13 protein-coding genes and 1 pseudogene are annotated in these 20,755 nt (G+C 61.0%); 9 read left to right on the top strand and 5 right to left on the bottom strand.

The annotated features are described in order from the left end of the window. Nucleotides 1–34 precede the first annotated feature (34 nt). Entirely contained in the window at nucleotides 35–379 is a 345-nt protein-coding gene (locus tag ACA051_RS10495) for a YggL family protein (protein WP_007896965.1), read from the bottom strand. A 234-nt stretch (nucleotides 380–613) separates the two neighbouring features. On the opposite strand from ACA051_RS10495, the gene dacB reads away from it, so the two are divergent. Next, nucleotides 614–2,074, top strand: coding sequence for a D-alanyl-D-alanine carboxypeptidase/D-alanyl-D-alanine endopeptidase (gene dacB, locus ACA051_RS10490; RefSeq protein WP_497309514.1), 1,461 nt, complete (start codon nucleotides 614–616; stop codon nucleotides 2,072–2,074). A gap of 170 nt (nucleotides 2,075–2,244) precedes the next feature. Here the strand turns inward: dacB and ACA051_RS10485 are convergent, their stop codons facing one another. Together ACA051_RS10485 and rlmKL are read right to left on the bottom strand one after the other, a co-directional pair. After that, the gene (locus tag ACA051_RS10485; protein ID WP_497309512.1) at nucleotides 2,245–4,644 is read right to left on the bottom strand and encodes a sensor domain-containing diguanylate cyclase; all 2,400 of its coding nucleotides are present in this window, start codon (nucleotides 4,642–4,644) and stop codon (nucleotides 2,245–2,247) included. Nucleotides 4,645–4,785: 141 nt separating this feature from the next. Continuing rightward, complete coding sequence (gene rlmKL, locus ACA051_RS10480) at nucleotides 4,786–7,056, bottom strand: bifunctional 23S rRNA (guanine(2069)-N(7))-methyltransferase RlmK/23S rRNA (guanine(2445)-N(2))-methyltransferase RlmL (RefSeq protein WP_497374672.1); 2,271 nt, start codon at nucleotides 7,054–7,056, stop codon at nucleotides 4,786–4,788. A gap of 530 nt (nucleotides 7,057–7,586) precedes the next feature. Here rlmKL and rmf point away from each other — a divergent pair. Next, nucleotides 7,587–7,802, top strand: coding sequence for a ribosome modulation factor (gene rmf, locus ACA051_RS10475; protein ID WP_003223300.1), 216 nt, complete (start codon nucleotides 7,587–7,589; stop codon nucleotides 7,800–7,802). 283 nt (nucleotides 7,803–8,085) lie between these two features. Here the strand turns inward: rmf and ACA051_RS10470 are convergent, their stop codons facing one another. Continuing rightward, the gene (locus ACA051_RS10470; RefSeq protein ID WP_497374670.1) at nucleotides 8,086–9,105 is read right to left on the bottom strand and encodes a quinone-dependent dihydroorotate dehydrogenase; all 1,020 of its coding nucleotides are present in this window, start codon (nucleotides 9,103–9,105) and stop codon (nucleotides 8,086–8,088) included. 231 nt (nucleotides 9,106–9,336) lie between these two features. On the opposite strand from ACA051_RS10470, the gene ACA051_RS10465 reads away from it, so the two are divergent. The 7 genes and pseudogenes from ACA051_RS10465 to cobA all read left to right on the top strand — a co-directional run bounded on the left by ACA051_RS10465 (nucleotide 9,337) and on the right by cobA (nucleotide 19,581). Then, nucleotides 9,337–10,548 (top strand): CmpA/NrtA family ABC transporter substrate-binding protein, encoded by a 1,212-nt coding sequence (locus ACA051_RS10465; RefSeq protein WP_497374668.1) that lies wholly within the window; start codon nucleotides 9,337–9,339, stop codon nucleotides 10,546–10,548. A gap of 15 nt (nucleotides 10,549–10,563) precedes the next feature. Next, the gene (locus ACA051_RS10460; RefSeq protein ID WP_008146285.1) at nucleotides 10,564–11,139 is read left to right on the top strand and encodes an ANTAR domain-containing response regulator; all 576 of its coding nucleotides are present in this window, start codon (nucleotides 10,564–10,566) and stop codon (nucleotides 11,137–11,139) included. Between the two features lie 356 nt (nucleotides 11,140–11,495). Next, nucleotides 11,496–12,707, top strand: coding sequence for a nitrate/nitrite transporter (locus ACA051_RS10455; protein ID WP_497309504.1), 1,212 nt, complete (start codon nucleotides 11,496–11,498; stop codon nucleotides 12,705–12,707). Nucleotides 12,708–12,714: 7 nt separating this feature from the next. Continuing rightward, nucleotides 12,715–14,388, top strand: coding sequence for a bifunctional protein-serine/threonine kinase/phosphatase (locus tag ACA051_RS10450; RefSeq protein WP_497374666.1), 1,674 nt, complete (start codon nucleotides 12,715–12,717; stop codon nucleotides 14,386–14,388). 423 nt (nucleotides 14,389–14,811) lie between these two features. Beyond that, nucleotides 14,812–16,068 (top strand): annotated as a pseudogene (locus tag ACA051_RS10445) (NAD(P)/FAD-dependent oxidoreductase); the annotation flags it as partial. A gap of 2 nt (nucleotides 16,069–16,070) precedes the next feature. Next, nucleotides 16,071–18,785, top strand: coding sequence for a nitrate reductase (locus ACA051_RS10440; RefSeq protein ID WP_497374664.1), 2,715 nt, complete (start codon nucleotides 16,071–16,073; stop codon nucleotides 18,783–18,785). Between the two features lie 10 nt (nucleotides 18,786–18,795). Further along, nucleotides 18,796–19,581, top strand: a complete 786-nt coding sequence (gene cobA / locus ACA051_RS10435) for a uroporphyrinogen-III C-methyltransferase (RefSeq protein ID WP_497374662.1) — start codon at nucleotides 18,796–18,798, stop codon at nucleotides 19,579–19,581. A gap of 75 nt (nucleotides 19,582–19,656) precedes the next feature. Here the strand turns inward: cobA and ACA051_RS10430 are convergent, their stop codons facing one another. Then, on the bottom strand, nucleotides 19,657–20,691 hold the full coding sequence (locus tag ACA051_RS10430; RefSeq protein ID WP_497309498.1) for an OmpA family protein: 1,035 nt from the start codon (nucleotides 20,689–20,691) through the stop codon (nucleotides 19,657–19,659). Between the last annotated feature and the right edge of the window lie 64 nt (nucleotides 20,692–20,755).

Below are 20,755 nucleotides of genomic sequence, written 5' to 3'. Positions count from 1 at the left end.
AACGGCGACCCTTGGGCCGCCGTTTTTTATGACATCAAGCTACCGGATTGATCGGCTTTTCCGGGTACCAGACGTCGATCAGCGGGCTGACGGTTGCTTCGGTCAGTTCGCTGCGGCCTTTGAGCCAGGCTTCAACAGCAGCGCGCTGCTCTTCGGACACCGATCCACGCTTCTGCAGGCAAACCAGACCGAAGTCGTCGCCGCCAACATAACCCAGACCGTTGGCTTCCATGGCTTCTTTCAGAAACGCGTCGAGGAAAGCATCAATGGCTTCATCAGCCAAATCTTCTTTGAAATCCAGGTTCAGTTCGAAACCCAGCTCTTGAAATTCATCGACGCACAGTTTTTTGCGCAGACGCTGGGAACGGTTAGTCGCCATTGGAACAATCCTCATAAGTAATAACGGGCGGCACTTTAGCAGTTTAAGCCGCTAATTGCCCGACTCTCTGGGGCGCGTGGCTGACCGTCGGTAAAAAAATTGCGGATTAGAGGGCCACGGCAAGGCACAAGCCGTTACACCTTGGGGCATAATGCCGACACTTTCATGACCACTGAGGGAATTTATCTTCATGCCCTCGTCTTTTTTCCCCTCGAATGTAGGGTTTTATTTCACATGATCAAATCTTTGCGTCCCTTGTTGCTGGCCGGTTTCCTTCTTCCTCTGGCCTTCTCCGTTTCCGCCGCCACCATCAACACCGGTCTGTCACCCAACGTCGAAAAAGCCCTCAAGGCCAGCAAGCTTCCGGACAACGCCCTGTCGCTGGTAATGATTCCGTTGAACGGCCCGGGCACCCCGACCATCTACAACGCTGACGTTTCGGTCAACCCGGCCTCGACCATGAAGCTGGTAACCACCTATGCCGCGCTGGAAATGCTCGGCCCGAACCATCAGTGGAAAACCGAGTTCTACACCGACGGCACCCTCAGCGGCGGCATCCTCAACGGCAACCTCTACCTCAAGGGTGGCGGCGATCCGAAACTGAACATGGAAAAACTCTGGCTGTTGATGCGTGACTTGCGCGCCAACGGCGTGACGCAAATCACCGGCGACCTGGTGCTGGACCGCGGTTTCTTCGTGCAACCGCAACTGCCGGAGTTCAACGACGACGGTAATGACGAGAACAAACCGTTCCTGGTCAAACCCGACTCGCTGTTGGTCAACCTCAAGGCCTTGCGCTTCGTGGCGCGCAACGACAACGGCCGGGTCCTGGTGTCAGTAGAGCCGCCGATTGCCAGCATCCATATTGAAAACCAGGTCAAAGCGGTCAATTCCAAGCAATGCACCGGTGGCGTGCGTTACAACCCGGTGACCCAGGCCGATGGCAGCGTGACCGTGACGGTCGGCGGTCAGTTGGGCGAAGGCTGCAGCTCGCAGACTTATCTGTCGCTGCTCGACCACGCGACCTACACCGCCGGTGCCGTGCGGGCGATCTGGAAGGAACTGGGCGGCAGCATCCAGGGCAGGGATCGTCTGGCGCCGACGCCGAACAACGCCAAGGTGCTGGCCCGGGCCTACTCGCCGGATCTGGCGGAAATCATTCGCGACATCAACAAATACAGCAACAACACCATGGCTCAGCAGCTGTTCCTGAGCCTGGGCCAGAAATTCCGCACCGACGCCGACGGTGACGACGCCAAGGCTGCCCAGCGCGTGGTGCGTCAGTGGCTGGCGAAGAAAGGCATCACCGCGCCGCACTTGGTGATGGAGAACGGCTCCGGCCTGTCCCGCGCCGAACGTGTGAGCGCTCGTGAAATGGCGGCGATGCTGCAAGCCGCGTGGCGCAGCCCCTACTCCGCCGAGTTCATCAGCTCGATGCCGATTGCCGGAACCGACGGCACCATGCGCAAACGCCTGAAAACCACGGCGATGCGCGGCGAGGCCCACGTCAAGACCGGCACCCTGAACACCGTGCGCGCGATCTCCGGTTACAGCCGTGACGTCAACGGCAACACCTGGGCGGTGGTGGCGATCCTCAACGACAAGGCCCCGTTTGGCGCGTCTTCGGTGCTGGATCAGGTGCTGCTGGACCTGTATCGCCAACCGAAAGTGCCGGAAACGGCTTCGGTGCTCTGACCCGGATCTACACGACACCTCAGATCCAATGTGGGAGCGAGCCTGCTCGCGATGACGGCGGCACATCTAACAATGATGTGACTGACAGACCGCTATCGCGAGCAGGCTCGCTCCCACACTGGGTCAGTGTCGTTTTCTAAAACTGTTCCCACAGGGGTCAGGATGAAGGCTTAGTTCATCTCTCCTTCAACCCGATCCCGTCCCGCCTGCTTCGCCGCATAAACCCCCGAATCCGCCCGCAGCAACAGCGCATCCGCGCCCTCCCCGACTCGCCAACTGGCAATCCCGAAACTCGCGGTAACGACCCCGACGCCTTCGATCGGTGAACTGCGCAACCCTTGCCACAGCTGTAAGGCCAGGACATGGGCATGTTCTGCGTCGATGTCCGGGCACAGCACCATGAATTCCTCACCGCCCAGGCGGCAGAACACGTCGGTACGTCGCAGACGATGACCGATGCGTTCGCACACGACCTGCAACACCCGGTCGCCCACGGCATGTCCATGCTGGTCATTGATGCGCTTGAAGTGGTCGATGTCGAGCATGATCACCGACAACTCGCCACCACCGCGCTCGACCCGGGCCATCTCGGTGGTCAGGCGTTCTTGAAAGTAGCGGCGGTTGTGAATTCCGGTCAGAGAGTCGGTAATCGACAGCGCCCGCAGCTCTTCTTCCACCCGCTTCAGGTCGGAAATGTCCGAGATGTAGCCATGCCAGAGCACGCCGCCACCCGGCAGTTCCTCCGGGGTCGCCTCGCCGCGCACCCAGCGCAGGCCGCGCTGAGGCAGTTGCACCCGGTATTCCTCGCGCCACGGGCTGAGGGTGTCCGCCGACGCGCGGATCGAGGCGCGAACGCGGGTCGTGTCCTGGGGATGAATCCGCGTGAAAATCGCCTCGGCGTTGAGCAGCAGCACGTCCGGCTCGAGCTCGTAGATCTCACGAATCCCGTCGCTGGCATAGATCACACTGAAGCGACCGTCAAATTCCATCTTGAACTGATAAATGCCACCGGGCACATGGACGCTGAGCTTTTTCAGCAACAGGTCGCGCGCGGCCAACGCCTCGTGAACGCGCTTGCGTTCGGTGATGTCAATACAGATTGCCAGATGCCCGACCCACAGGCCTTGCTCGTCGAGGACCGGGGTCGCGAGCATGTTCACGGTCAAATGGCTGCCATCCTGACGGACCAGCGTCCACTCCCGCGCTTCGTGACCGCCCTCTTCTGCGCCTTCGACCAACATCGCCTGACAGGTCGGAATCCGCTTGCCATATCGCACACTCAGTTCCGCCGAGCGTGCGACCAGCTCTCGGGGAAAGTGCAGGTTTTCCAGGGTCATGCGCCCCACCACTTCAGCGCTGGAATATCCCAGCATTTGCTCGGCCCCGGCGTTAAAGGTGCTGATGACGCCTCGCAGGTCGGTGGCGATGATCGCCACCTGGGTCGCGGCATTCAGCACGCCGCGCAACTGGCCGTGAGTGCCGCGCAATTCCTGCTCGCGGGCGTGCAGTTCCTGGGTGCGCTGCTCGACCATTTTCAGTGCGCGCTGGCGTTGGCTGACCAGCACGTAGAGCAATGCGCTGAGCAGCACGCTCAGCAAGCCACCGAGCACCACGAGGCTGGTCACCGAGGAATGGTTGGCCTTCAAAAAGGCTTCGCTGGGCAGGATGTCGACTTGATAGTCGCGGTCGGCCATACGCAGCAGGCGTGTCGCGGACAGTTCGCTGGGCGCGGGCGAGTTATAGGACTCGTAAAGCACTTCGTGCTGGTCGTCGGTGGATAAGTCGAGGATGCGCACCGAGAGATAGTCATAACTGGCCTCCGGCAAACCGTCCGCCAGCAGCTGGCGCATGCTGATCACGGCCATGACATATCCGTAAGGTTTCGTCGCCGCCGTCGCCGCGTCACTTTGACGCTTCACCGGCGCCACCAGCAGCACACCCCGCGCATAGGCCGGCTCGATGCTGACCAGATGCATCGGCTGCGACACCGCCATACTGCCCAGCTTGTCGGCCCGGTCAAGGGTGGCGCGGCGCAACGGCTGGGCGAACAAGTCGTACCCCAGCGGCGAGCCGAGCCGGCTTTGGGTCTGGCTGAAGAGCACGGCCACGTACTCATCCCGTTCGGCCGCCAATTGCAGTTGGCCGTCGGCATTGAGCTCACGCAGCGTGAAGTCGCTCAACCCCTCCTCGCGCACCTTGCGCTCGAACGCTGCCCGCTCGGCACGGGTGATCCGCGCAGCGAATGAATATGCCTGCGTGCGGTGCAGCAACGGTTGGGTATAGCCTTCGAACTCCTCGCGGGAGACCGACTCGGAATTGGCGAAGAACCGGCGCAGGCCGTCGAGGCGCTGCTCCTGATCTTCGAAACGTTCTTCGATGCGGCTGTAACGTTCGCTGGCGAGCAGCTGGAAACGTTGCCTTAATTGATGGTGAAACAGATTCAGTGTCGACCAGGCCAGCAATCCAGTGAGAATCCCACCGACGAGCAATACCAGCAGCGCGACCAGCCAGGCCGAGACATCTTCGCTGATAAATCCCAGGATCTTGGGGCGCACGGCGTGCAACGACATAAACGCAACTCAAAACGCCAGGTGCGGGAAAGCCCATTGGCCATGCGTTGAGTTATAGCTATTAGCCATCAATTTGACCAGCACTGAAAGAACCCAAGAGCCTTTAAAAATCAAGGCTCTGTGGATCCAATTGCTGATCTGTCAACGCGCTGTGATTTTCCAGGCACGGTGGATCTTGCCGTTGCGGGCGAAATCCGGATCGATGGTCTGGGCGGTGATTTCTTCAACGACATAACGCGCGGCGAGGTTCTCCTCGAGCGTGAACTTGCGGAAGTTGTTGGAGAAGTACAACACGCCACCCGGCGCCAGGCGCGCCATCGCCAGGTCGATCAATTGCACCTGATCGCGCTGCACGTCGAAGATCCCTTCCATGCGTTTGGAGTTGGAGAACGTCGGCGGATCGATGAAGATCAGGTCGTACTCGTCACGGCAGGCATCGAGCCACGCCATCACGTCACCCTGCTCCAGACGGTTCTTGTCAGAGAAACCGTTCAGCGACAGGTTGCGACGCGCCCAGTCCAGGTAGGTTTTCGACAGGTCGACGCTGGTGGTGCTGCGCGCACCGCCCTTGGCTGCGTGAACACTGGCGGTTGCGGTGTAGCTATACAGGTTGAGAAAGCGCTTGCCGGCTGCCTCTTTCTGAATCCGCATGCGCATCGGGCGGTGGTCGAGGAACAGCCCGGTGTCGAGATAGTCGGTGAGGTTGACCAGCAGCTTCACGCCGCCTTCATTGACCTCGACAAACTTGCCCTGCGCCGCTTGGCGTTCGTATTGCTTGGTGCCGCTCTGACGCTCGCGGCGCTTGACCACCACGCGGCTCTTGTCGATGTTCAAGGCCTGCGGAATGGCGGCCAGGGCATCGAACATGCGCGCCGAGGCTTTTTCCGGATCGATGGACTTCGGCGCGGCGTATTCCTGGACGTGGACCCAATCCTGATACAGGTCGATGGCCATGGAATATTCCGGCATGTCGGCATCGTAGACGCGGTAGCAATCAATGCCCTCGCGCTTGACCCACTTGCCCAAAGCCTTGAGGTTCTTTTGCAGGCGGTTAGCGAACATCTGCCCGCCTTCGCTCAAGCGCGGTTGCTCGATCACCACTGGGGCCGGTTTGATCGGGTTGCCATTCTTGTTGTACTTCTCGTACTTGCCGGGTGCCACGTCATTGTCTGCGACTTCGACTTCGGCCTGCTCACGCTCGACCTGACGCTGTTCCGGGGTGCGACGCTCGCCGGTGACGAACTGGTCCGGCGTGACTTTGATCAGCAGCAATTTGCACGGCAAGGCGCCGTTCCAGAACGAATACTGTTTGTGACTGCGGATGCCCATGCGCTTGCCCAGGTCCGGCGCGCCGGTGAAGACGGCCGCTTCCCAGTTCAGGCAGGCCTGACGCAGACGCTCGCCGAGGTTCTGGTAAAGGTAGAGCAGGCTCGCCTCGTCGCCCAGACGCTCGCCATACGGTGGGTTGCAGATCACCAGACCTTTCTGGTTCTGATCCGGACGCGGCTCGAACGTACCGACTTCGCCCTGGTAGATCTTGATCCATTCGCTCAGGCCTGCACGTTCGACGTTGTTGCGGCCGGGTTGAATCAGGCGCGGGTCGGCTTCGTAACCGCGAATCCACAGCGGTGGCTTGGCCAGACCGGCCGCGGCGCGTTCGGTGGCTTCTTCGTGAAGTTTTTTCCACAGCGCCGGCACGTGGCCGAGCCAGGCGGTGAAGCCCCACTGCTCGCGACGCAGGTTCGGCGCCATGTCGGCGGCGATCATCGCTGCTTCGACGAGGAACGTGCCGACACCGCACATCGGGTCAGCCAGTGCGCCACCATCGGCCGCAATGCGTGGCCAACCGGAACGGATCAGGATGGCGGCCGCGAGGTTTTCCTTCAGCGGCGCCGCGCCCTGCTGCAAGCGATAACCGCGCTGGTGCAGGCTGTGGCCGGAGAGGTCGAGGGACAAAATGGCTTCGCCACGGTCCAGACGCAGGTGGATGCGCAGGTCCGGGTTGAGCTTGTCGATGGACGGACGGTCGCCCTGCGGAGTGCGCAGTTTGTCGACGATGGCGTCTTTGACTTTCAAGGCGCCGAAGTGAGTGTTGTCGATGCCCGAGCCGTGACCACTGAACTCGACGGCCAGGGTGCCATCGTTGAGCATGTGATCTTGCCACTCGATGTCGAGTACGCCGTGGTACAGGTCTTCGGCGTCCTTCATCGGGAAACGCTTGAGCACCAGCAGCACCCGGTTCGCCAGACGCGACCACAGGCACAGGCGATAAGCGGTTTCCATGGTGGCCATGCCGCGCACGGCAGAGGTGTGCTCACGTGCTTCTTCAAGGCCAAGCCCGACGGCTTCCTCGATCAGCAGGCCTTCAAGGCCTTTAGGGCAAGTGAGGAAGATTTCGAATTGATCGGACATTGGAATTTCAGAGCCTTTAGCTAAGTGAACCGGCAACGCATTGCCGGCCCGGTTTTCAATCAGGCGCTTTTCTAAAAGAGCGCCCGCGTGGCACGAAGGTGTGCCGTCCCACCTGTGCTGCTCAGATTAGAAGAGCTTAGATGCACAGGCAGATAAAAATGTTGATGCAACAAAATGTCATAAGCCGACCCTTCGTCGAATAGTCCTCCTGCTCAACAGGAGCCATTCTCACTAAAGGATTAAACCTATCATCCTGCGGGGGCCCGATCATACAGGGCTTTGACCAATAAACACGGGACAAACATCGTGTTACTTATGGCCTTAGCATCTTTACGGTTACGTTCTTATGACAAAACGATCATTCCCTCGATGTGACGCATTGGTTAGAACTCCATACAGGTTGACGCCGCAACGACGTCAACACCTTGGCTCGCGACGCCGGCAGCGAGCCCCAACGGCAGGAATTTTTCTGCCAGACCTCAATTGAGGTCGACGCGATAAATACAGTCAACAAGTGAGGGCAACACCCTATGAGAAGACTTAAGCGTGATCCGTTGGAAAGAGCATTTTTGCGCGGATATCAATATGGCGTTGGTGGCAAATCCCGTGAGCTTTGCCCATTTACTCTACCGTCGGTACGCCAAGCCTGGATTAACGGCTGGCGAGAAGGACGCGGCGACAACTGGGACGGTATGACCGGCACTGCGGGAATCCACAGACTCAACGAACTTCACGCCGTCGGCTAACACAGGGCACACACTCCGACACGACAATCTGATTACGTAACGACTTACCACGCACGCCCCATCCGGGCGGCGGGCTTCGGCCCAGGGGCTCCTTCGAGGAGCCCTTTTTTATGCCTGCAAAAACCTTTCGCGAGTGAAATCGATCTTGTGGCGAGGGAGCTTGCTCCCGCTGGGCTGCGAAGCAGCCTCCAAACACTCAACATTGTTTGTCAGGAAAAACACGACTGCTTCGCAGCCGAGCGGGAGCAAGCTCCCTCGCCACAAAAGCCCGCTCGCAGAGGGTTCAGCGCAGGGCGGCGATGGCGTCGACGGACTCGCGAACCAGCGCCGGGCCTTTATAGATGAAGCCGGAATAGAGCTGCACCAGGCTGGCACCCGCAGCGATTTTCTCAGCCGCGTGCTTGCCTTCGGTAATGCCGCCCACAGCGATGATCGGCAAGCGCCCGGCCAGTTCCGCCGCCAGTACCTTCACGGTGTGAGTGCTCTTCTCGCGAACCGGTGCGCCGGACAGACCGCCCGCCTCGTCACCATGTTCCATGCCTTCAACGCCGACGCGGCTCAAGGTGGTGTTGGTGGCGATCACCGCGTCCATCCCGGTTTCGATCAGCGCCTGCGCGACCTGTGCGGTTTCTTCGTCGGTCATGTCCGGCGCGATCTTGATCGCCAGCGGTACATGTTTGCCGTGGCGCAAGGCCAGTTCCGCGCGACGGGTCGCCAGATCAGCCAGCAATTGCTTGAGCGAATCGCCAAATTGCAGGCTGCGCAGGCCCGGGGTGTTCGGCGAGCTGACGTTGACCGTCACGTAGCTGGCGTGGGCGTACACCTTGTCCAGGCAGATCAGGTAATCGTCGACCGCGCGCTCAACCGGCGTATCGAAGTTCTTGCCGATGTTGATGCCCAGCACGCCTTTGTACTTGGCCGCCGCCACGCGAGCTAGAAGGTGATCGACGCCGAGGTTGTTGAACCCCATGCGGTTGATGATCGCCTCGGCTTCCGGAAGGCGGAAAATCCGTGGCTTGGGGTTGCCCGGCTGCGGACGCGGGGTGATGGTGCCGATTTCGACAAAGCCGAAACCCAACTGCGCAAACCCGTCGATGGCCGCGCCGTTCTTGTCCAGACCGGCCGCCAACCCTACCGGGTTCGGAAATTCCAGACCCATGACGTTCACCGGCATTTTCGCCGGCGCCTTGCACAGCAAACCGTTGAGGCCCAAACGCCCGCCCGCGCCGATCAGGTCCAGGGACAAATCGTGGGAGGTTTCCGGGGAAAGTTTGAACAACAGCTGACGGGCCAGGGTGTACATGGGCGGTTTTGACTCGAATGGCGGCGAAATGAGGCGGCGATTATAGCCGGGCATCGGTGTTTCAAGCGAGGCGCGCAACAAAATCAGCGGGCAATGGCATATGCCTTGCACCATCACTGACATCAGCACTCATGCCAACGGCGGGATGAGTCGAAAGACAAAGGCGTCGTCACCTGGCCTTGCCACGGCAAGCAGCCCGGTACGGCGCTTTTTTTTGGAAGGTGTTTAGCCATGAATGAAACCACAGCGGGCCCACTGGCCTGGGTCAATGGCAGCGATGCCCCGGAAAAGACTGAAATCAACCTCGGCTTCATGGCCCTGAGTGACTGCGCCTCGGTAGTAGTCGCGGCCACGCAGGGCTTCGCCCAACCTTATGGCCTGACCCTGAACCTCAACCGCCAGTCGTCCTGGGCCAACCTGCGGGACAAACTGGTCAGCGGCGAACTCGACGCCGCGCACAGCCTGTACGGCCTGATCTACGCCGTGCACCTGGGCATCGGCGGCGTAGCGCCGACCGACATGGCGGTGCTCATGGGCCTGAACCAGAACGGCCAGAGCATCAATCTTTCTCACGGCTTGCAGGCCTTGGGGGTGACCAGTCCTGAAGCACTGGACCGGCACGTGCACCAAAGTCGCCCAAAACTGACCTTCGCCCAGACATTTCCGACAGGCACCCACGCCATGTGGCTGTATTACTGGCTCGCGAGTCAGGGCATTCATCCGTTGCAGGACGTCGACAGCGTGGTGGTGCCACCGCCACAGATGGTCGCGCACCTGCAAGCCGGCCGTATCGACGGCTTCTGCGTCGGTGAACCGTGGTCCGCCAGCGCGGTTCAGCAAAATCTGGGATTCACCCTGGCAACGACCCAGACCATCTGGCCCGATCACCCGGAAAAAGTTCTCGGCTGCACCCGCGCTTTTGTCGAGCAGTACCCCAACACCGCCCGGGCGTTGGTGATGGCGATCCTCGAAGCCAGCCGCTTCATCGAAGACAGCAGCGAAAACCGCCGCAGCACCGCGAAGCTGTTGAGCGCGCCCGAATACCTCGATGCACCGCTCGATTGCATCGAACCGCGCTTGCTCGGCGACTACGCCGATGGCCTCGGCAATCGCTGGCAGGACCCGCATGCGCTGCGTTTCCATGCGGGCGGCGAAGTCAACGTGCCGTACTTGTCCGACGGCATGTGGTTCATGACCCAGTTTCGCCGCTGGGGCTTGTTGCGCGACGATCCGGACTACCTCGGCGTGGCCCGTCAGGTCCAGCAACTAGACTTGTACCGTGAGGCCGCCAGCGCAGTCGGTGTTGCCGCCGAGGGTGAGGACATGCGCAGCAGCCAATTGATCGACGGCAAAATCTGGGACGGCTCCGACCCGACCGGCTATGCCCGCAGTTTCAAGCTGCACGCCATGAGCGACAACTCCCCCCTTCTCGCCAGCCGCTGACAGGAGACTGCGAATATGTTGCGTATCCTGCTGATCAACGACACCGCGAAGAAAGTCGGTCGCCTGAAAGCGGCCCTGACCGAAGCCGGGTTCGAGGTGATCGACGAATCCGGCCTGACCATCGACCTGCCCGCGCGCGTCGAAACGGTGCGTCCGGACGTGATCCTGATCGATACCGAGTCACCGAGCCGCGATGTGATGGAGCAAGTGGTGCTCGTGAGCCGCGACCAACCGCGGCCGATTGTGATGTTTACCGACGAACATGACCCCGATGTGATGCGCCAGGCGATCAAGTCCGGGGTCAGTGCCTACATCGTCGAAGGCATTCACGCACAACGCTTGCAGCCGATTCTCGATGTCGCCATGGCCCGCTTTGAAAGCGACCAGGCCCTGCGCGCCCAGCTCAATGCCCGCGACCAGCAACTGGCCGAGCGCAAGCGCATCGAGCTGGCCAAGGGGCTGTTGATGAAGATGAAGGACTGTAATGAGGAAGAGGCCTACACCCTCATGCGCCGCCAGGCCATGAGCCGGCAGCAGAAGCTGATTCAGGTGGCGGAGCAGATTATTGCCATGAGCGAATTGCTTGGCTGAAGCCTTGCGGAGCCTGTGAAGACGCCTTCGCGGGCAAGCCTCGCTCCTATGGGTCTTGTGTCGCCCACACCCTCTGAACTCACCACAAAACCCGTAGGAGCGAGGCTTGCCCGCGAATGGCCGCAACTCGGTTTCACCTGTTGGCACAGATCTCGCTAAGTAATCGCTACAGGTAACCAACGGCGGTTGCCCCACCTACGACAAAGACGTCGCTCACCTCATTTGCCCATGGCGAATCGGGTGGCGGCGTTTTTTCGTTTTGGCCCCAGAGATCGGGGCCGGTGGTGCGGCCGAGGCGGCGCCCCACCTGCAAGCTTCTGACTCCTTCTCGAGACTCCCTACAGCTGAGGTGCGCGATGAATTCAAGCTTCTGGAAATCTGGCCATACCCCGACATTGTTCGCGGCCTTCCTCTATTTCGACCTGAGTTTCATGGTCTGGTACCTGCTCGGCCCCTTGGGGGTGCAGATCGCCGCCGATCTGCACCTGACCACCCAACAGCGCGGGATGGTGGTGGCCACGCCGATTCTGGCCGGCGCCGTGCTGCGCTTTGTCATGGGCCTGCTGGCGGATCGCCTGTCGCCGAAAACCGCCGGGCTGATTGGCCAAGTGATCGTCATCTGCGCGCTGTTTGGCGCCTGGAAACTCGGCATCCACAGCTACGAACAAGCGCTGGTGCTGGGCCTGTTCCTCGGCATGGCCGGCGCATCCTTCGCCGTCGCCCTGCCGCTGGCCTCGCAATGGTATCCACCACAACACCAAGGCAAAGCCATGGGCATCGCCGGTGCCGGTAACTCGGGCACTGTGCTCGCCGCGTTGATCGCCCCGGTGCTGGCGGCCGCCTTCGGGTGGAGCAACGTGTTCGGCTTCGCCCTGATCCCGCTGATCCTGACCCTCATCGTCTTCGCCTGGCTGGCCAAAAACGCGCCTGAGCGGCCGAAAGCCAAGTCCATGTCCGACTACTTCAAGGCCTTGGGCGACCGAGACAGTTGGTGGTTCATGTTTTTCTACAGCGTGACCTTCGGCGGCTTCATCGGCCTGGCCAGCGCCCTGCCCGGCTACTTCAACGACCAATACGGCCTGAGCCCGGTGACCGCTGGCTACTACACCGCAGCCTGCGTGTTTGGTGGCAGCCTGATGCGTCCGTTGGGCGGCGCGCTGGCCGACCGTTTCGGCGGGATTCGCACATTGCTGGGGATGTACACGGTCGCAGCGATCTGCATCGCGGCGGTGGGTTTCAACCTTCCGAGTTCCTACGCGGCCCTGGCACTTTTCGTCTGCACCATGCTCGGTTTGGGTGCGGGTAACGGCGCGGTTTTCCAATTGGTCCCACAGCGTTTTCGTCGGGAGATCGGCGTAATGACCGGTTTGATCGGCATGGCCGGCGGCATCGGTGGTTTTGCCCTGGCAGCGGGCATGGGCGCGATCAAGCAAAGCACCGGCAGTTATCAACTGGCCTTGTGGTTGTTCGCCAGCCTCGGCGTGCTTGCCTGGTTCGGCCTGCACGGGGTGAAACGTCGCTGGAGAACCACCTGGGGTTCGGCCGCTGTGACCGCCGCTCGGGTCTGAGACCTCAATGAGCCTGCAACTGAGTTTCGCCGAAGCGAGCGCCATCGGCCCTCGTGAGGAAAATCAGGACGCCCTGCGGCTGGTCACTCCGGCCCCGGCGCTGGCGGCGAGCAAGGGTTACCTGTTCGCCATCGCCGACGGGGTCAGCCAGTGCGCCGATGGCGGTCTCGCCGCCCGTTCGACCTTGCAGGCCCTGGCGCTGGACTATTACGCCACCCCGGAAACCTGGGGTGTCGCACAGGCGCTGGATCGCCTGCTGCTGGCGCAAAATCGCTGGCTGCAGGCCAATGGCGGTGGGCAACCATTGCTCACCACTGTCAGTGCTTTGGTCATGCGCGGCAGGCGTTTTACCTTGGCCCATGTCGGCGATTGCCGGGTGTATCGCTGGCACGCCGACACGTTGCAGCGAGTTAGTGAGGATCACGTTTGGGACCAGCCGGGCATGCAGCACGTGCTCAAGCGTGCGCTGGGGCTCGATCAGCATTTGGTCCTGGATTTTCTCGACGGTGAATTGCGCCTCGATGAGAGCTTCGTGCTGCTCAGCGATGGCATCTGGGCTGTGCTGGGCGACACCGCCATTGCGGCGATTCTGCGCGATCAACCGGACCTGCACAGCGCTGCGCAAACCCTGGTCAGCGCAGCGCACTTGGCCGGCAGTCAGGACAATGCCAGCGCTCTGTTGGTGCGAGTCGATGCCCTCGGTGAAACGAGCATCGGCGACGCGTTGATTCATTTGCAGCAATGGCCGCTGCCGCCCGCGCTGAAACCGGGCCAGACGTTCGAAGGTTGGCAGGTCGAAGGGATGCTCGGCCAGAGCCAGCAGTCGCTGCTCTATCGGGTTCGCGACAGCCAACAACAACCCTGGCTGCTGAAAACCTTGCCCGGTGCACTGCGCGACGATCACCTCGCCGGGCAGGCATTGCTGTCGGAGGAATGGTTTCTCAAGCGCGTGGCCGGACGGCATTTCCCTGAAGTCCATGCCGCCAGTCAGCGTCAGCATTTGTATTACGTGATGCGCGAATATTCCGGTTCCACTCTGGCGCAGCTGCACGAACGGGTTGCCGCGCTGCCGCTGGCGCAATGGCAGGACGTGGCCGAGCGTCTGCTGAAGGCCGTCGGCATGCTGCATCGCCGGCAGATTCTTCATCGCGACATCAAACCGGAAAACCTGTTGCTGGGCGACGACGGTGAGTTGCGCCTGCTGGATTTCGGCCTCGCCTACTGTCCGGGCCTGTCCGAGGATCAACCCACGACCCTGCCCGGCACGCCGAGCTATATCGCGCCGGAAGCCTTTGCCGGTGAGGCACCGACACCGCAACAGGATCTGTACGCAGTCGGTGTGACCCTGTATTTCCTGCTGACCGGGCATTATCCCTACGGCGAAATCGAAGCCTTCCAGCGTCCACGCTTTGGCGTGCCCATCAGCGCCAGCCGCTACCGCCCCGACCTGCAGGACTGGATCGCGCAAAGCCTGGAGCGCGCGGTCGCAGCGGATCCGGGTCAACGCTTTGAAACGGCGGAAGAATGGTTGTTGCTGTTGGAACAGGGAGAGCGACGCAGTTTGAGTGTGCGGCCCAGACCGCTGCTGGAGCGCGAGCCGCTGAAGGTCTGGCGGACGTTGGCGCTGGTGATGTTGGTGGTGAATCTGGTGCTGCTGGTTTTGCTGTTTCACTCATCCTGACTCGAACCAGATCCCCTGTGGCGAGGGAGCTTGCTCCCGTTCGACCGCGCAGCGGTCGCAGAATGTTTGGGTCTGCTTCGCAGCCCAGCGGGAGCAAGCGCCCTCGCCACAGGTTCCCCATGCGCCAAGACCGGGCGGCCCGCTTCGAATCGGTGCAGAAACAGTGAATCTGATCCTGAAATCCTACTCAGAACCCACTAAAACCGAATCCTGAACGACTTGGCACAACCACTGCATTACCTCTCCCAACAGACATAAAGCCCAGCCTTCAACGATGAAGGGTGCGCTTCCCGAGAGAACGGGACCAGGACAAAGGCGTCCTCGCTAGGCAACTAGCGGGACGCCTTTTTTTGTTTGCGCAAAATATGTCGAGCAAGACCTGACAGCCCTGATGAGGCGGGTCCGAGCTCCCCGGAGAACCTGATGAAAAAACTAAAACTGGTGATGATCGGCAACGGCATGGCCGGGGTCCGCACCCTGGAAGAACTGCTCAAGCTGAGCAATGAGCTGTACGACATCACGGTCTTCGGCGCCGAACCCCATACCAACTACAACCGCATCCTGCTGTCACCGGTACTGGCCGGTGAACAGACCTTCGACGAGATCGTACTGAACGATCTCGACTGGTACCTGGACAACAACATCAAGTTGCTGCTCAACCGCAAAGTGGTGGAGATCGACCGAATCAAACGCAGGGTCATCGCCGACGACGGCACCGAAGCGGAATACGATCGCCTGCTGATCGCGACCGGCTCGACCCCGTTCATCCTGCCGATCCCCGGCAATACCTTGCAGGGCGTGATCGGCTACCGCGACATCGCCGACACCCAGGTCATGATCAACACCGCGAAAACCCACAAGCACGCCGTGGTGATCGGTGGCGGGTTGCTCGGCCTGGAAGCCGCAAACGGCCTGATGCTGCGCGGCATGCACGTCACCGTGGTGCACATCGGCGAATGGCTGCTGGAACGGCAACTGGACAACACCAGTGGTCAACTCCTGCAAACCGCCCTGGAAGCCCGTGGCCTGCATTTTCGTCTGGGCGAACAGACCCAGGCCCTGCACGATGCCGGCAACGGCCGGGTTGGCTCGGTTGAATTCAAGAATGGCGACATCATCCCCGCCGACCTGGTGGTCATGGCCGCCGGCATTCGCCCCAGCACCGAGCTCGCAGAAAAATCCGGCATTCCCTGCCATCGCGGGATTCTGGTCAATGACACCCTGCAAACCTATGACCCACGGGTCTATGCCATCGGCGAATGCGCCAACCACCGTGGAACCGCCTACGGCCTGGTCGCGCCGCTGTTCGAGCAAGCCAAGGTCTGTGCCAACCACCTCGCGCAACTGGGCTTCGCCACCTACAAAGGCTCGGTGACCTCGACCAAATTGAAAGTCACGGGCATCGACCTGTTCTCCGCCGGCGACTTCATGGGCGGCGAAGGCACCGAAACCATCACCCTCTCCGACCCGATCGGTGGGGTCTACAAAAAACTGGTGATCAAGGATGACGTGCTGGTCGGTGCCTGTCTGTACGGCGATACAGCCGATGGCGGGTGGTATTTCCGGCAGATTCGTGAGAGTCACGACATCGACGAGATCCGCGATCACTTGATGTTCGGCGACGCTTCGTTCATGGACCAGGCCCTCGGCGACGCAGGACACCCAGGCAGGGAAGCAAGCTGATGAACCAGATCACCGCTTCCACCTGCTGCTACTGCGGGGTCGGCTGCGGCGTGCTGATCGAGCATGACGGCGAGCGCATCCTCGGCGTCAGCGGCGATCCGAGCCACCCGGCGAACTTCGGCAAATTGTGCAGCAAGGGCTCGACCTTGCACCTGACGGGCGACTTGACCGCGCGAGCGTTGTACCCGGAATTACGCCTGGGCAAAGGCCTGGCCCGCAGCCGCACCGACTGGGACACCGCGCTCGACCACGCGACGAATGTCTTTGCCCGAACCATCGCCGAACACGGCCCGGACAGCGTGGCGTTCTACATTTCCGGGCAGTTGCTGACCGAGGACTATTACGCCTTCAACAAACTGGCGCGGGCGCTGGTGGGCACCAACAACATCGACAGCAATTCGCGGCTGTGCATGTCGTCCGCGGTGGTTGGCTACAAGCGCAGCCTGGGGGCCGATGCGCCGCCGTGCAGCTACGAAGACCTGGAACTGAGCGACTGCGTGATGATCGTCGGCAGCAACATGGCCTACGCCCACCCGGTACTGTTTCGTCGCCTGGAAGAAGCCAGATCCCGCCGCCCGCAGATGAAAGTCATCGTCATTGACCCACGTCGTACCGACACGTGCGATTTGGCTGACCTGCACCTGGCGATTCTTCCCGGGACCGATGTCGCCTTGTTCCATGGGATTTTGCACCTGCTGCTGTGGGAAGACTGGGTCGACCGCGACTTCATCCAGGCTCATACCGAAGGTTTGGCCGAGCTGAAAAATCTTGTACGCGATTACACGCCGTCAATGGTGTCGCAGTTGTGTGGGATCGAGGTCGAGCAATTACAGGAATGCGCCAAATGGGTCGGCACCTCCACGAGTTTTCTGTCGCTGTGGTGCATGGGATTAAACCAGTCCACCGCCGGCAGCGCTAAAAACAGCGCGCTGATCAACCTGCACCTGGCCACCGGGCAAATCGGCCGGCCGGGCGCAGGACCTTTCTCCCTGACCGGCCAGCCAAATGCCATGGGCGGACGGGAAACCGGCAGCCTGTCGAACCTGCTGCCTGGCCATCGCGAAGCGGCCAATGCCGAGCATCGCGCGCAAGTGGCGGCTTACTGGGGTGTTGACCAACTTCCGGAAAATACCGGGCTCACCGCGATCGAGTTGTTCGAGAAGGTTCGCAGCGGAAAAATCAAAGCCCTGTGGATCGCCTGCACCAACCCCGCCCAATCACTGCCGGACCAGACCGCCGTGCGCGCTGCCCTGCAGGCCTGCCCGTTCGTGGTGTTGCAGGAAGCCTTTCGCACCACCGAGACCGCCGCGTTCGCCGACCTGCTGTTGCCCGCCGCCAGTTGGGGCGAGAAGGACGGCACGGTGACCAACTCTGAACGGCGTATTTCCCACGTCCGCCGGGCCATCGTCGCACCGGGTGAAGCGCGTTCCGACTGGGCGATCACGGCGGACTTCGCACAACGCCTGGAAAAACAGTTGCGCCCCGGACAAAACAGTCTGTTTGCCTTTGAAACGCCGGCGCAGGTCTTCGACGAATACAAACTCCTGACCCGCGGGCGTGATCTGGACCTGTCCGGGATCAGTCACGAGCTGATCGATCGCCTCGGTCCACAACAATGGCCTTTCCCTTCTGGCGCCAGCGTAGGCACTGCACGCCTGTATCTGGACGGCATTTTCCCGACCGCCAGCGGACGCGCTCAGTTTGTGGCCGATCCGTATCGCGCGGCCAAGGAACAGCGCGACGCACACTTTCCGCTGACGCTGATTACCGGCCGCTTGCGCGATCAATGGCACGGCATGAGCCGCACTGGCACCGCCGCGCAGCTGTTCGGCCATGTCAGCGAGGCGGTGTTGAGCCTGCACCCGGATGAATTGCGTCGGCATCGTCTGCAACCTGGCGATCTGATCAGCCTGAAAAGTCGGCGTGGAGCGGTGATCGTGCCGGTCGCCAGCGACGACAGCGTGCGGCCCGGCCAAGCCTTTCTGCCGATGCATTTTGGTGACCGTTTTCTCAAGGGCGGCGTGAACAGCCTCACCCTGCCCGCCTTCGATCCGCTGTCAAAACAGCCGGAACTCAAACACAGCGGCGTGCGACTTGAGCCGGTGCAGTTGCCGTGGCAGCTGTTCGCCTTGGTCGAGGGCAATGTTCAACAACATTTTGAGACCCTACGACCGCTATGTGAGGCGTTTTCCTACGTCAGCCTCAGCCTCGTCGGCCGTGAACGCCCCGCGCTGCTGATACGCGCTGCCAGCGCCATCGCACCTGATCCGCAACTGCTGCGTGATATCGACCGATGCCTGGCGCTCAACGACGGGCCGGTACTGGCCTACGACGACCCAGGGCGTTCCATCGGCAAACGCGTGCGGATCGAGAACGGACGGATCACCGCGATTCGCCTGGCCGGCGAAACACTCGCCCGACACTGGCTGCAAAACCTCTGGCTTGAGGGCCGCGCCGACGAACAACTGCGGCGATGGCTGTTGGCACCGCTGAGCGTGCCACCGGGTAACGCGGGTACTGCGGCAGCGGGCACAAAAACCCTGTGCAACTGCAAGAACGTCAGTCAAAGCGCAGTCTGCGCCGGCATCAGCCGTGGCCTGGACTTGCAGGGTCTGAAACAACAATTGGGCTGCGGCACGCAATGCGGCTCCTGTGTACCTGAAATAAAGCGCCTGCTGGCTGCCACCGCGCAGCCGATCGCCGTCATCTCGTGAGGAAAATACGATGAGCACAAAAGTCTGGCTGGTGGGTGCGGGCCCGGGCGACCCTGAATTGCTGACCCTCAAGGCTGTTCGGGCGTTGAGAGAAGCGGATGTGGTGTTGATCGACGATCTGGTCAATGACGCGGTGCTGGAGCATTGCCCCGACGCGCGGATCATTGCCGTGGGCAAACGCGGCGGCTGTCGCTCCACGCCTCAAGCCTTCATTCATCGCCTGATGCTGCGTTATGCCCGCCACGGCAAATGCGTGGTGCGGCTCAAGGGCGGCGATCCGTGCATATTCGGTCGCGGCGGTGAAGAGGCGCAGTGGCTGCGCGAGCGCGGTGTTGAAGTCGAACTGGTCAACGGCATCACTGCCGGGCTGGCGGGTGCGACGCAATGCGATATTCCATTGACCCTGCGCGGCGTTGCCCGGGGCGTAACGCTGGTCACCGCCCATACGCAGGATGGCAGCAGCCTGAACTGGCAAGCCCTGGCCCAAAGCGGCACGACGTTGGTGATTTACATGGGCGTGGCGAAGCTGAGCGAGATTCGCGAGCAACTGCTGGCCGGGGGGATGGCGGCGGATACGCCGGTGGCGATGATTGAAAACGCGTCCCTGCCGCACCAACGCGAATGTCGGAGCGATTTGACGGCCATGGAACAGGATGCCTGCGTGTTTGAACTGAAAAGCCCGGCGATCCTGGTGATTGGCGCTGTTGCAGCCCGCTCTGCATTTTACTGTGAGGGCGAGCCTGCTCGCGAAGAGGCCTTGTCCATCGACATCAATGTTGGATGTCAACGCGCCTGACTGTTCGCCCCTCACCAAATCGCAGACAAAGAAAAGCCCGGCCTAAGCCGGGCTTTTCTCAGAGCTGCGGGCTAATTACTTAGCGTTAGCTTCTACCGACGCTTCTACGCGACGGTTTACAGCTTGGCCAGCTTTAGTAGCGTTGTCAGCAACTGGGCGGGATTCGCCGTAGCCAACAGACTGAACGCGGGTCGATTCAACACCGTACTGGTTGGTCAGAACTTGCTTAACGGCGTTTGCACGACGCTCGGACAGTTTCTGGTTGTAAGCGTCAGGACCGACGGAGTCAGTGTGACCTTCAACAGTAGTGCTGGTGGCAGGGTACTGCTTCATGAAGTCAGCGAGGTTCTTGATGTCGCCGTAGCTGTTAGGCTTGACTACCGACTTGTCGAAGTCGAACTTCACGTCCAGCTCAACACGAACAACTTCAGCAACTGCTGGGCAGCCGTCAGCGTCAACAGTTACGTTGGCTGGGGTGTCCGGGCACTTGTCAACGTTGTCGCAAACGCCATCGTTGTCGCTGTCGGAGCAGACTTCAGCTGGTGCTGGAACTGGAGCAGCAGCAGGCTTGGAGCCGCCACCGAAGTTCACACCGATACCGACGCTTGGAGCCCACTCGGTGTCGCCCTGGTCGATGTTGTATTGAGCTTCAACGCCAGCACGGGCGTAGAAGTTCTCGGTGAAGTACAGCTTGGCACCGCCACCAACGTTGGCGAAGGTCGAACGGTTACGACCGCCCGAACCGTTCTGACCGATGCTCTGATCGGAGAAACCAGCCGATACGTATGGACGCAGCATGTCGCCTGGGTTGTTGAAGTGGTACAGAGCGTCCAGAGCGGTGTTAGCGCCCTTGATGTTACGACCGTCGTCGGAACGCACGTTGTGCACTTCGTCGTAGGCCAGACGCAGTTCAACGTCGTCGGTCAGGAAGTAACCGATCGAACCGCCGAACAGGTTGCCGTTGTTCTTGAAGTTACGAGCGCTGTCGAATTGTTCTTTCTTGGCGAAGCCTTCGATTTCAACTGCGCCTTGGCCTTGTGCCAGAGCGCCGAAAGAAGTGGCGGCAATCAAAGAACCAATGGCCAAGCCCAAGGTGTTTTTCAGTTTCATCCGTTAAATCCCCATCTGGTGATTGTGAAGCAGTCCCGCAAACCGGGGGACAACTCGGCGGCAA

The sequence above is a fragment of the Pseudomonas sp. LBUM1669 genome, from assembly GCF_059695705.1.
Note: the sequence above shows the minus strand (reverse complement) of the source record. Positions and strands in the feature narration are given on the sequence as shown.